Below are 12,216 nucleotides of genomic sequence, written 5' to 3' on the forward strand. Positions count from 1 at the left end.
AAAAGAAACAGCCAGGGCAAAACCCCGCTGTTTCCCGAGTACTCGCCGCTTTATCGCAAGAAGTAACCCACGATCAAAGTAATAATGAAAAATAACGTGGACAATACGATGGTCAACTTTCCGAGTAATGCGTCGATCCCGCGGGCTTTCTGTTTCCCCATTAAGTGTTCGGCACCGCCGGCGATGGCTCCAGAGAGGCCAGCACTTCTTCCGGACTGCAGGACAACGACGAGAATAAGGGCAATCGAAACGATAATGAGTACTATTTTGGCTGCGAGTTCCATCCCTCACACCTCCTGATGTCCGTTCCATCCCACTTTTGTTAATGTACCATAAGTAAGCGGAGAGTTCAAGAAAGGGATGTCCCGGTGTTGTTCGTCAGTGATATTGTCATATTGTAACGCGTCAGTGAAAATGTCACATATGGGAGAGAACATATTCATGAGCAGACAAGAGCTGAAGCGTTACACCGTCATTGATCGCTGGATTCAAGGTTTGATCACAGGAGGTGAAGCCGCTGAACTCCTTGGGTTAAGTTACCGCCAGGTTTGTCGTCTCAAAAAACGGGTGCTTGAGGAGGGGGAAACGGGGATTATCCACAAAAACAAAGGACGCAAACCGGCACACGCACTGTCTGACAATACACGTCAAAGAATTCTGGAGCTCCACCAAAGCGATGCGTATCAAGGGTGTAATGATGTGCATTTTGCCGAATTGTTGGCCAAGTACGAAGGAATTCACGTCAGTCCGTCAACCGTGCGTCGCATTCGCTCTGAGGCCGGCATCAAACCGAAACGCAAACGGCGCCCGCCGAAAGTGCATCGCCCGCGACAGCGCAAACCGCAGCCAGGCATGTTGGTCCAAATGGACGGCAGTCCTCACCCTTGGCTGGAAGATCGGGCAGAACCGATGTCCCTGCTTGCCGCCATTGATGATGCCACCGGTCACATTGTGGCTGCGCTTTTCCGGCCACAAGAAGACACGGAAGGTTATTTCAGGCTCACACAACAGATGATCGAGCAGAAAGGTATTCCGATGAGTGTGTATTCGGATCAACACATGATTTTCCGTTCCCCTCACGAAAAGCAAACGATCGAGCAGGAATTGGCGGGAGAACCCGTTCCGTTGTCGCCATTCGGACAAGCTTTGGAGGAGTTAGGCATAACCCACATCAAGGCCTTAACCCCCAAGCCAAAGGTCGGATTGAACGGCTGTTTCAAACGCTACAAGACCGTTGGATTGTCGAATTGCGCCTCCGGGGGATTTACACCATTGAGGAGGCCAACACGGTGCTGCAGGAGTTCATCGAAGCCCATAATCCACAGTTTGCTGTTGCGCCACGTGATACGGAAAGTGCCTTTGTCCCCTTAGAACCAGGGCAGTCTTTAGATTTGATTCTTTGCTACCGTGATCAACGCACGTTGAGCACGGGAGAAACGATCTCCTACGAAGGCAAAACGTACAGGATCGATATCGCAGGAAACAAACAAGTTATCCCGATCAAAACACGTGTCGAGGTGCGAAAAACACTGGACGGCCAGTTGTTTGTCCGGTACAAAGGGAAAGATTATCCCCTAAAGGAAACGGTGAAGCCAAAGCGTGAGCCATCGCCAAAACAAAAGGCGAGCTCGGAGAGGAAACCTCACAAGCCCGCACCCCATCATCCTTGGCGCCAATATGGGCGCACCCAATCTAACTCTAGGATACGACAACGGGCTTAAAAAATCTAGTCTGTGCCGTTAGAATACGGACTGTGATCCCTTCATCCCTTTTAGCCAGGGAGCTTGTCGTGGGCATTTTTATCAAGGGCGAGTGAATCTCGGGCGCAAGCCTTTACCCTTGATGAAAGGGCCACTACAAGCTACGCTCCTGAACGGGATGGAGGGAACAACTAAAATAGGACAGAATCACTGACGAGTTAATAGGACATTTTCACTGACGCTTGACAGAAAGGGATGTCCCGGTTGCTCCGATGTCTGCTCGACGTTGTGGAAATGACCATAGAGGTTGCACTGGCGCTCCCGCGCCAGCACTCCTGATGTCATGTCTACTCCGATGTCTGCTCGACGTTGTGGAAATGACCGTAGAGGTTGTAGAAGGCGGATTTGGCGGCATAGCGGGCAATGTGTCCCAGTTCGTCCTCGATTCGGAGCAATTGATTGTACTTGGCGACGCGGTCGGTGCGGGAGGGCGCCCCGGTCTTTATTTGACCGGCATTCGTGGCCACCGCAATGTCTGCGATGGTCGTGTCTTCTGTCTCTCCCGAGCGGTGGGAAATGACAGCGGTATATCCTGCGCGTTTCGCCATCTCGATGGCATCGAACGTCTCCGTCAGTGTCCCGATTTGGTTCACTTTTATCAGGATGGAATTGCCGCTGCTCGCCTCGATGCCCCGCTTAAGCCGTTTTGTATTCGTAACGAAAAAGTCGTCGCCGACGAGCTGGACGTTCTTTCCTAAACGCTCCGTCAACTGTCTCCAGCCTTCCCACTCGTCTTCAGACAGGCCGTCTTCAATGGAAATAATCGGGTACTTCTTCACCAATTTCTCGTAGTAGGCAATCATGTCGTCCGTTGACCGCGTGACTCCTTCTCCAGCAAAGACGTACTTGCCGTCCTCATACAGCTCGGTCGCGGCCACGTCGAGGGCGAGAAACACCTCTTCTCCCGGTTTGTATCCCGCCCGTTCAATAGCGGCGACGATCGTTTCCAGCGCCTCCTCGTTCGAACGTAAATGAGGCGCAAAACCGCCTTCGTCCCCGACAGCCGTGCTGAGGCCTTTTTCTTTGAGCACATTCTTCAAACTGTGGAAGACCTCTGTTCCGGCACGGAGCGCTTCCTTGAAACTTTCAAAACCGGTCGGCATGACCATAAATTCTTGTATGTCCACATTATTGTCTGCATGTTCTCCGCCGTTCAGAATGTTCATCATCGGTGTGGGGAGTGTCTTGCTGTTAAACCCGCCCAAATAGCTGTAAAGGGGAATATTGAGTGCCTCCGCCGCTGCCCGGGCCGTGGCCAGCGATACACCGAGAACGGCGTTCGCCCCGAGCTTTCCTTTGTTCTCCGTACCGTCCAACTCGATGAGCAGTTGGTCGACCCCTGCTTGATCGAGGGCATCCAGTCCCTCCAACTCGGGGGCGATGACAAGGTTCACGTTGTCGACGGCTTTTTGCACGCCCTTTCCGACGTAGCGCTTTTTGTCGCCGTCCCGCAGTTCGACGGCTTCATGGGCCCCTGTCGACGCACCGGACGGGACGATGGCCCGGCCGACGGCGCCTGACTCGAGGACAACTTCCACTTCCACCGTAGGATTGCCGCGCGAATCCAAAACTTCACGCCCGTACACTTCAAGTATCATCGTCATACAACATACCTCCTGCCTAGCATGTTCATTTTTTACGGTACCTGCTTGATCACGGATTTTCCTGTCATCGCTTTCGGTTGCTTTAGCTCCATTAACTGAAGGACGGTGGGGGCAATATCGGCGAGAATGCCGTCGTCCCGCAACCGGAGCCCTTTTTTCGTCACGATAAACGGTACGGGATTTGTCGTGTGGGATGTCACCGCGTTACCGTTCTGATCGACCACCATGTCGGCGTTGCCGTGATCGGCCGTTATGACGGCAATCCCCCCGACACCGAGCAGTGTGTCAACGACTTGGCCGAGGCACGCGTCCACCGCTTCCACGGCCCGGACAGTCGGCTCAAACTTACCAGAATGACCGACCATGTCCGGATTGGCAAAATTCAAGACAATAAAATCGTGAGTTCCCTCTTCTATTTCTTTCATGAGGGCTTCCGTCACTTCATACACGCTCATCTCCGGCTTCAAGTCGTACGTCGCCACCTTCGGGGAGTTAATTAATATGCGTTTCTCCCCCGCGAATTTCTCTTCGCGCCCGCCGCTGAAGAAGTACGTGACGTGGGGGTATTTTTCCGTTTCAGCTATGCGCAACTGTTTCAAGCCCGCCTGGCTCACCACTTCTCCCAACGTCTCTTGCGGGAGCTCAGGCGGAAAAGCGACCCTGGCGTCAATCGTATCGCTGTATTTAGTCATCGAGACGTAACACAAATCTTCTGGGCGCGTCATGCGTGTAAAGCCGTCAAAATCGTCTTGCGTCAACGATTGGGAGATTTGAATCACCCGGTCTGGACGGAAGTTAAAGCAAATGAGGGCATCGCCGTCCGATACCTTTCCGACTGGTTCACCGTCCTCCCGCACACACACCGTCGGAAGGACGAATTCGTCATACACTCCTTCTCCGTAGGAATCACGAATGGCCTGCAGCGGGTTGTTCGTTTCTTGCCCAGTCCCTTCCACGATGGCGCGGTACGCTTTTTGTACCCGATCCCACCGTTTATCGCGGTCCATAGCGTAGTAGCGTCCCTGTAAAGTCGCCAGTTCACCGATCCCGATGTCTTCCATTTGCCCCATCAACTCTTCTACATAGCGGACTCCGCTGTCGGGAGCGACATCGCGGCCGTCTAAAAAAGCGTGCACGTAGACACGATCCAGACCTTCCCGTTTTGCCAATCGCAGCAGGGCGTACAAGTGCTCATTGTGACTATGTACACCGCCGTCAGACAGCAGTCCCATCACGTGCAGGGAACTGTTCCGCTTTTTTACGTGGTTGATGGCTTGGAGCAGGGCATCGTTGGCGAAAAACGTACGATCTTCCACCGCTTTCGCAATGCGCGTTAAGTCTTGATAGACGATGCGTCCGGCCCCGATGTTTAAATGCCCGACTTCCGAATTGCCCATCTGCCCTTCCGGTAAACCGACGGCTTCACCGCACGCGGTCAACGTCGTGTGCGGGTACTCGGACCAGTAGCGGTCAAAATTGGGCTTGTGCGCATGGGCGACAGCGTTCCCCTCACGCTCTACACGCAGGGCGAAACCGTCCAATATGATGAGAGCTACAGGTTTAGGTACTGCCATCACGGTCCTCCTATCCCCGTCCTCCTTCTACGAGAGCCCTGAACGATGCCGGATCCAGGCTGGCACCGCCGACCAGCGCTCCGTCAATGTCGGGCTGAGCCATGAAGCGTTCGACGTTATCCGGTTTTACACTGCCGCCGTACTGAATGCGCACTTCGTTCGCCACTTGCTGGTCGTACAAATCAGCAATCACCTTGCGAATATAGGCAATGACGTCGTTGGCGTCTTCTGCCGTCGCAGTCTTCCCGGTGCCGATCGCCCAAACGGGTTCATACGCGACGACGAGACGCTTCACGTCGCGGGAACGCAAGCCGTCTAACGCCTGTGTCACCTGCCGTTTGACGACTTTTTTCGTTTCGTCGTTTTCCCGCTCTTCCAATTGTTCTCCGACACATACAATGGGGACGATATCTACATCGAAGAGGGCTTTCGCCTTTTTGTTGACTGCCTCGTCCGTTTCGGCGAAATAGGCCCGCCGTTCGGAGTGTCCAATGATGCAATAGCCGACTCCTAGCTGTTTGAGCATCACGGGGCTGATTTCTCCCGTAAAAGCCCCTTCCCGTTCCCAGTGAACGTTTTGAGCGCCAACACCGATTTCACTGTTTCGTGCAGCATCTGCGAGTGCCGGCAGCGCGGTAAAAGGGGCACAAATGACAGCTTCCACCCCGCTGGGCTTCTGCCAGTTTTTGACCGTGTCCCAAAAATTTTTCGTTTCTTCCACAGTTTTGTGCATTTTCCAGTTTCCCGCTATGATCGGGATTCGCATGAACCATGCCTCCTTAGCCGTAAGAAAGTAAGTGTCCACCAGTTGCGGGCACATGCAAAAGGGAGGGGCGTGTGGTCCAAACCTGGACCGAACGGTATGGCCACTTTACTTTTCCCAAGTTGACTGGACACGTCAGGGCCTTAGGCCTTAGCGCGTACCGTTCTCTTTTCCGTCCAAAATGGCCCCGTACTGCCTGAAGGTGTAGCAGTCTTACCGAGTAACAGGCTTACAGGTCCCCGTACTGCGCCGTTCCGACCGGTTACCGGTCGTTGAGGGCCGCGACGCCGGGGAGTTCCTTCCCTTCCATGAATTCAAGCGACGCGCCACCCCCCGTCGAAATATGGGTGATCCTGTCGGAAAGCCCCGCTTTTTCCACAGCTGCTGCTGAATCGCCCCCTCCGATAATGGTGGTGGCATCCGCTTCTGCCATCGCCTGGGCAACCGCGTTCGTCCCGTGGGCAAACGCGTCGAATTCAAAAACGCCCATCGGACCGTTCCAGATAACGAGTTTGGAGCTTTTTATCACGTCGGCGTACACTTCCCTCGTTTTAGGGCCGATGTCAAGCGCCTCCGCATCTTTCGGAATGCGGTCAATCGGAACGACCTCAGATGGTGCATCCGGGGCAAACTGTGTGGCCACGACAGCGTCTTCCGGCATATAAAAGTTGACACCTAGGCGTTCGGCTTTCTCCATAAACTGTTTCGCCAGATCGACCTTGTCCCGCTCGAGAAGGGACTTTCCGATTTCAAAACCTTTTGCTTTGACGAAAGTGTAAGCCAATCCCCCTCCAATCATAAGATTGTCCGCTTTGTCGAGCAAGTTTTCGATCACACCGATCTTGTCCCGCACTTTCGCGCCCCCGACGATAGCCGTAAACGGCCGTTCCGGTGTTCGAAGGGCTCGACCGAGGGTTTCCAGTTCTTTTTCCATAAGCAGTCCGGCCACTGCCGGCAGGTACTCCGCAATCCCGGCCGTTGACGCGTGGGCCCTGTGGGCCGCACCGAAGGCGTCATTGACGTAGACATCGGCCAGCTTAGCGAAGGCGCGGGCCAGTTCGGGATCGTTTTGCTCCTCTCCCGGATAGAACCGCACATTCTCCAACAGCACGATATCCCCTTCCCGCATTGCGGATATTTTCGCTTCAACCTCGTCTCCGACGGCTTCGTCCACTTTTTCCACCGTGCGGCCCAATATGTCCGCCAAGCGGACAGCGACGGGAGTCAGGCGGAGCTTTTCCACAACTTTTCCTTTCGGTCTTCCGAGGTGGCTTGAGAGGATCACTTTGGCACCTCGTTCCACGAGGTAGCGGACAGTCGGAATCGCCGCTTTAATTCTTGTATCGTCGACAATGCGACCGTCTTCTAACGGAACGTTGAAGTCGACGCGGCAAAACACTTTCTTTCCCTTGACGTCAATATCGCGGACAGACTGTTTGTTCACATGCCATCACTCCCCGAGCTCGTATGTATGAAATTTGTCGAGTGCGCCTGTCCCCATAGTAGGCCGTAAGACCTGCATTGTCAAAAGAAAGAGGAGATACTCCATCTCCCCTTTACTTTCCTCCAGTCATATGACACTTTCGCGTTCATCCCTGTTTCATCACGTAAGCGGCCAGTTCCACACAACGGTTGGAATAACCCCATTCGTTGTCATACCATGAGACGACTTTCACCATGTTGTCATCGAGCACCATCGTCGACAGGGCGTCGATGACAGAAGAATGGGGGTCGCCGTTATAGTCTTTAGATACGAGGGGCTCGTCGCTGTACGCGAGTATACCTTTTAACCGGCCTTCCGCAGCTGCTTTTAATGTCCTGTTGACGTCTTCCACCTCTACACGTTGCTCTAACTCAGCGACGAGGTCGACGACCGAGACGTTCGGTGTCGGAACCCGCATCGCCATCCCGTTCAATTTGCCGTTCAACTCCGGCAGCACCTTACCGACAGCGGCAGCGGCACCTGTCGTCGTCGGAATGATCGACTGGCCGGCAGCGCGGGCCCGGCGCAAGTCCTTGTGCGGCAGGTCTAAAATCTGCTGGTCGTTCGTGTAGGAGTGGACGGTTGTCATCAGACCTCGCTTAATTCCGAATGCCTCGTGCAACACTTTAGCCATGGGAGCCAAACAGTTCGTCGTACACGATGCGTTGGAGATGACGTCGTGGGCGGCAGGATCGTACGTGTCCTCGTTCACACCCAAGACGATCATGTGGTCGGCGTCTTTGGACGGAGCGGAAATAATCACTTTTTTCGCACCGCCTTCTAAATGTTTCGCCGCATCGGCCCGCTTCGTAAAGCGTCCCGTCGATTCAATCACCAAGTCGACCCCGAGGTCCCCCCACGGCAATTGGGCGGGGTCTCGTTCGGAAAGGACTTTGATTTCTTTTCCGCCGACTGTGATCGCCCCTGCCCCCGCTTCGACTGCCGTCTCCAGGGTACCGTGTACGGAGTCGTATTTTAACAAATGGGCCAGTGTTTCCGCGTCAGTCAAATCGTTAACAGCGACGACTTCGACATCTTTGTGCTGAAGTGAAGCGCGGAACACGTTGCGCCCGATGCGTCCAAATCCGTTAATCCCTATTCTCGTTACCACGGTATACATCCTCCTCAGTTTTCTTTGCTAAAAGGTGGATCATCGATTGCGCCGCAGCCTCGTCCGTCACCAGTATGTCACGGCTGCCGCCCCGGCACACGGAAGCGATCGCTTCCCCTTTACTCGCACCGCCGGCGACCGCAATGACAATTTCCGCCTGGTGCACATCTTCGAGGCGCAACCCGACTGTTTGCATGCGATGCACGATTTCGCCCCTCCGGTTGAAGTAGTAGCCAAACGCTTCTCCGACAGCTTTCTTTTCTCGCAGTTTGGCGATCAGTGATGCCGGGGCGTTCCTCCTGGTGGCCATGGCCAAGGCATCTCCAATCCCGTGCAACACGATGCGCGCCCGTCGAATCACCTTGAGCACGTCTAAAATGTTCGGCTCATTCATCAGTGACCGGTACACCTCTTCGCTCATTTGATCCGGTACGTGCATCAGCCGGTAAGAGGCCCCAGTTTTTTTGGCCATGAGCGAAGCCAGATAGTTTGCCTGCAGCTCAACGGCTTCTCCCAGCCCTCCGCGAGACGGGACAAAAATCGTCTCTTTCAATACCGGAGAATCTGTGAGCATTTCGGCCACCGCTGCAACAGTCGTCCCGCCGTTCACCGCGATCACGTCTCCCGGCCGGGCCTTATTCAGCAGGACGTTGGCTCCAGCTCGGCCTAAAGCTTTTTTAGCGGCGAGAGACTGATCCGCGTTTCCGGGGACGATGACCACTTCCGACAGACCGAACTTCACGGCGAGCTCCTGCTCTAGTTCCCCCAACCCGAACAGTTCTTTCATTAAGAGCTCCATCTCATCAACTAACTGCCGTCCCTCATCCGTCAGACTCATGCCGACACTCTGGGTGACGATCAAACCCTGACGTTTGAGAAAGTCGACTTCCCCCCGCAAAACCCGTTCTGTCATGTTGACGGACACCGCCAAACTCCGCCTTCCGATCGGCTGCAGCAACTGGATGTGACGCAAAAGGTCGTAACGCTTCTTCATCACATCCAACAAGTCAGGGAGCAGCTGTTTTTGCATCGCTAGAAGCCGCTTCATACAATCTCCTCTGGGTCATTTAATGTCCCGCGTAAACATTTTATGTCCCGCATCAGCTAAAAAAAAGGTGATCTCTTCACCTTCATTTTAACGAACGTTCCTCTATTATGCAATACCCGCCATTTTGACAATTTCAGCCCAACCGCTTTCGCTTGGCTGAAGAAGGGATGGCCAGCTCTTCGCGGTACTTGGCTACCGTCCGCCTCGAAATTTTGATGCCCATTTTGCTCAGCACGTTGGCCAACTGTTGATCGGACAACGGTTTCTTTTTGTTTTCATTGCGCACAATTTGCTTAATTTGTTCCTTTACCCCGACCCGCGACGTCCCTTCTCCTCCGATCGTCGCCAACCCACCGGAGAACAGTGTTTTAAAGGACATGAGGCCGCGAGGCGTCTGCACATATTTATTGCGAATGGCGCGACTCACTGTCGATTCGTGGAGGCCTAGCTCATGGGCGACGTCTGCTAAGGTCATCGGGCGTAAAAAAGCAATGCCTCGTTCCAAAAAGATCTCTTGTCGCCGCACGATCACCTTTGAAATGTTGTACAGCGTCTTTCGCCTGGAATCGAGACTGCGAAACAGCCAGTCTGCCGCTTGAAATCGTTCCGCTAAATACTGTCTGACCGGGTGATGCTGCTCTCTCACTTGTGATCGGAGGCGGACGTATTCCGGGCGTATGCGCAGCATCTCTTGAAACGGATCGTTCACGCTGATGGCGTACTCGCCGTCGACACGTTCGACAATGACGTCAGGGACGATGTAATTTCCCGGGTCGTGGAGCAACTGCAAGCCGGGATTCGGATCTAACTTGCGAAGCATATCCACCAGTTGTTGCAACGTGCGTTCGTCACAGTCCAATGCGAGTGCCACTTGCTTCCACTTGCCCTCTGCCAAATGTTCCAAGTGGTCCCGGACTAAGGGAGCTAGGAGAGGCGGGGCATCCTGCATGCGCGCAATTTGCAACAGCAGACACTCGCGCAAGTCGCGGGCGCAAATGCCCGCCGGCTCGAATTGCTGCAAGGTGTGTAAAACGCGTTCAACCGTTTCTTCATCTGTGTTAAAACGTTTACACACTTCGTGCACGGATAGCTGGACGTAACCCCTTTCGTCCAAGTGGCCCAATATGAAGAGGGCCAATCGCCTTTCAAGCGGTTTCAAGTTTACGAGACGTAACTGCTCTTCCATCTGTTCCTGTAACGACTTCCCAACACTGACGTTCTCCCACCACTTGTCCGGTGTCTCATCAGTCTGGCGGTATTTTAAATTTTTCCACGATGTCACCGTCCCGGATGTCGGTTCCTCCCAGTCGAGTACCGGGTTTTCCATCACTTGTTCTGCCAGGTACGTGTTTAACTCTGTTATGGAATACTGCAATACAGACAAGGCCTGTCGCAACTCGGGAGTCATGACTAACTGCTGACGTTGTTCTTGAACGAGATGCATTCCCGCTTGCATTGTGATCACCTGTCTCTATGATAACAAAAAATCGGCGTTCTGTATCTACTTTTGTCAACTTACATGTCAATTTTTTTGATGAATGCCGTCTTGATTGTGAACGGGAAATCACATATAATAGTTAATGTTTCACTCTCTGCGCCTATAGCTCAGGGGATAGAGCGCTGGTCTCCGGAACCAGGTGCCCAGGTTCGAATCCTGGTAGGCGCACCACTTATAAACGGAATATCCCAAGGGTTCAGCGCCTTGCCACAAGTCGGCAGGGCGCTTTTGATTTTCCTCCACCCCGTCGTCCGGGAAAAGGGGCGTGTTTTACCTTGAAGGTTATCAATCTGTCAAAAGTAGTATACAATAAGGAGTGTGACAATTGCTGCAAAATACATACAGGGTTGAGTTTGACCTTTTTTGACCTTTACGTTATGATAAAAAGACGTAAACTGAATGACTTAACTATGAGGAGGTTACGACATTGACCACTTTAGTTCCGACAGTGGTAGAACAAACGAATCGCGGCGAGAGAGCTTACGACATCTATTCCCGCTTGTTAAAAGACCGGATCATTTTCTTAGGCAGCCCCATTAACGACCAGGTGGCGAATTTAGTCGTGGCACAGCTGTTGTTTTTACAGGCAGAGGACTCCAGCAAAGACATCTCCCTGTACATCAACAGCCCCGGCGGTTCAATTACAGCTGGTATGGCCATATACGACACGATGCAGTACATCAAACCGGACGTGAGCACCATCTGTATCGGATTGGCGGCGTCCATGGCAGCGTTTCTGCTCTCTTCCGGAACGAAGGGCAAGCGTTTCGTGCTGCCTAACAGCGAAGTCATGATTCACCAACCGCTCGGCGGCGCAGAGGGACAAGCGGCAGACATCGAGATCAGAGCCAAACGCATCTTACGACTGCGCGACCGCTTAAACCAACTGCTTTCAGAACAGACGGGACAATCGCTGAAAAAAATCGAAAAAGATACCGACCGCGATCATTTCATGAGCGCAGAAGAAGCCAAGGCGTACGGTCTGGTCGACGACATTATTCAACGCCCGCCCGTGAAGTAAAGTCTTATAGGTGTATAGAAGACAACCGATCCTAAAAGTGGATCGGTTGCATTTTTTATGTCGGCTACTCTTCTTTACTGACCATTGCCACAAGGGCGTCAACGGCTTCCTGGGCATCGGAGCCTTCGGCCGAAATGGTGATTTCCGTGTTCGTACTGATGGCGAGGCTCATAATGCCCATAATGCTTTTGGCATTCACTTTTTTCTCGCCTTTGTGCACGAAGATTTCGGAAGAGTATTTGTTGGCTTCCTGTACGAACAGCGCTGCCGGGCGCGCATGCAATCCCGTCTTCAATTTGACGACGACATTCTGTTCAGCTGTTTCCGCCATTTTTCGAACCTCCTAAGGGAATA

At 53.3% G+C, this 12,216-nt stretch carries 10 protein-coding genes, 1 tRNA gene and 1 pseudogene; 3 read left to right on the forward strand and 9 right to left on the reverse strand.

The window, feature by feature from the left end:
• Positions 1-50: 50 nt before the first annotated feature.
• Positions 51-284, reverse strand: a complete 234-nt coding sequence (secG, locus tag B0W44_RS16020) for a preprotein translocase subunit SecG (protein WP_077720886.1) — start codon at positions 282-284, stop codon at positions 51-53.
• Positions 285-441: 157 nt separating this feature from the next.
• On the opposite strand from secG, the pseudogene B0W44_RS16025 reads away from it, so the two are divergent.
• Positions 442-1,721, forward strand: a pseudogene (locus tag B0W44_RS16025) (ISNCY family transposase).
• A 326-nt stretch (positions 1,722-2,047) separates the two neighbouring features.
• Here the strand turns inward: B0W44_RS16025 and eno are convergent.
• The 7 genes from eno to rpoN form a co-directional block, all read right to left on the reverse strand.
• The gene (eno, locus tag B0W44_RS16030; RefSeq protein WP_077720887.1) at positions 2,048-3,364 is read right to left on the reverse strand and encodes a phosphopyruvate hydratase; all 1,317 of its coding nucleotides are present in this window, start codon (positions 3,362-3,364) and stop codon (positions 2,048-2,050) included.
• A 32-nt stretch (positions 3,365-3,396) separates the two neighbouring features.
• Positions 3,397-4,938, reverse strand: a complete 1,542-nt coding sequence (gene gpmI, locus B0W44_RS16035; RefSeq protein WP_077720888.1) for a 2,3-bisphosphoglycerate-independent phosphoglycerate mutase — start codon at positions 4,936-4,938, stop codon at positions 3,397-3,399.
• Between the two features lie 10 nt (positions 4,939-4,948).
• Complete coding sequence (gene tpiA, locus B0W44_RS16040; protein WP_077720889.1) at positions 4,949-5,704, reverse strand: triose-phosphate isomerase; 756 nt, start codon at positions 5,702-5,704, stop codon at positions 4,949-4,951.
• A 259-nt stretch (positions 5,705-5,963) separates the two neighbouring features.
• Positions 5,964-7,145: a phosphoglycerate kinase gene (locus tag B0W44_RS16045; RefSeq protein ID WP_077720890.1), complete on the reverse strand. Its 1,182-nt coding sequence runs from the start codon at positions 7,143-7,145 to the stop codon at positions 5,964-5,966.
• 145 nt (positions 7,146-7,290) lie between these two features.
• On the reverse strand, positions 7,291-8,295 hold the full coding sequence (gap, locus tag B0W44_RS16050) for a type I glyceraldehyde-3-phosphate dehydrogenase (protein ID WP_149027056.1): 1,005 nt from the start codon (positions 8,293-8,295) through the stop codon (positions 7,291-7,293).
• Positions 8,273-9,343: a sugar-binding transcriptional regulator gene (locus B0W44_RS16055; protein ID WP_077720892.1), complete on the reverse strand. Its 1,071-nt coding sequence runs from the start codon at positions 9,341-9,343 to the stop codon at positions 8,273-8,275. The genes gap and B0W44_RS16055 overlap by 23 nt, the downstream gene beginning before the upstream one ends.
• Positions 9,344-9,476: 133 nt before the next feature.
• Complete coding sequence (rpoN, locus tag B0W44_RS16060) at positions 9,477-10,799, reverse strand: RNA polymerase factor sigma-54 (RefSeq protein WP_077720893.1); 1,323 nt, start codon at positions 10,797-10,799, stop codon at positions 9,477-9,479.
• Between the two features lie 138 nt (positions 10,800-10,937).
• On the opposite strand from rpoN, the gene B0W44_RS16065 reads away from it, so the two are divergent.
• Together B0W44_RS16065 and clpP are read left to right on the forward strand one after the other, a co-directional pair.
• Positions 10,938-11,012 (forward strand) — tRNA-Arg (locus B0W44_RS16065).
• A 256-nt stretch (positions 11,013-11,268) separates the two neighbouring features.
• The gene (gene clpP / locus B0W44_RS16070; protein WP_077720894.1) at positions 11,269-11,862 is read left to right on the forward strand and encodes an ATP-dependent Clp endopeptidase proteolytic subunit ClpP; all 594 of its coding nucleotides are present in this window, start codon (positions 11,269-11,271) and stop codon (positions 11,860-11,862) included.
• A gap of 64 nt (positions 11,863-11,926) precedes the next feature.
• Here the strand turns inward: clpP and B0W44_RS16075 are convergent, their stop codons facing one another.
• Complete coding sequence (locus B0W44_RS16075; protein ID WP_077720895.1) at positions 11,927-12,193, reverse strand: HPr family phosphocarrier protein; 267 nt, start codon at positions 12,191-12,193, stop codon at positions 11,927-11,929.
• Between the last annotated feature and the right edge of the window lie 23 nt (positions 12,194-12,216).

The sequence above is a fragment of the Novibacillus thermophilus genome (assembly GCF_002005165.1).
In the GTDB taxonomy this organism is placed as follows: domain Bacteria; phylum Bacillota; class Bacilli; order Thermoactinomycetales; family Novibacillaceae; genus Novibacillus; species Novibacillus thermophilus.

Bases quoted from the DNA above. Each gene is read 5' to 3' on its own strand.
- secG (WP_077720886.1), bottom strand. From the start codon at position 284: ATGGAACTCGCAGCCAAAATAGTACTCATTATCGTTTCGATTGCCCTT.
- B0W44_RS16055 (WP_077720892.1), bottom strand. From the start codon at position 9,343: ATGAAGCGGCTTCTAGCGATGCAAAAACAGCTGCTCCCTGACTTGTTG.
- gpmI (WP_077720888.1), bottom strand. From the start codon at position 4,938: ATGGCAGTACCTAAACCTGTAGCTCTCATCATATTGGACGGTTTCGCC.
- eno (WP_077720887.1), bottom strand. From the start codon at position 3,364: ATGACGATGATACTTGAAGTGTACGGGCGTGAAGTTTTGGATTCGCGC.
- tpiA (WP_077720889.1), bottom strand. From the start codon at position 5,704: ATGCGAATCCCGATCATAGCGGGAAACTGGAAAATGCACAAAACTGTG.
- B0W44_RS16075 (WP_077720895.1), bottom strand. From the start codon at position 12,193: ATGGCGGAAACAGCTGAACAGAATGTCGTCGTCAAATTGAAGACGGGA.
- rpoN (WP_077720893.1), bottom strand. From the start codon at position 10,799: ATGCAAGCGGGAATGCATCTCGTTCAAGAACAACGTCAGCAGTTAGTC.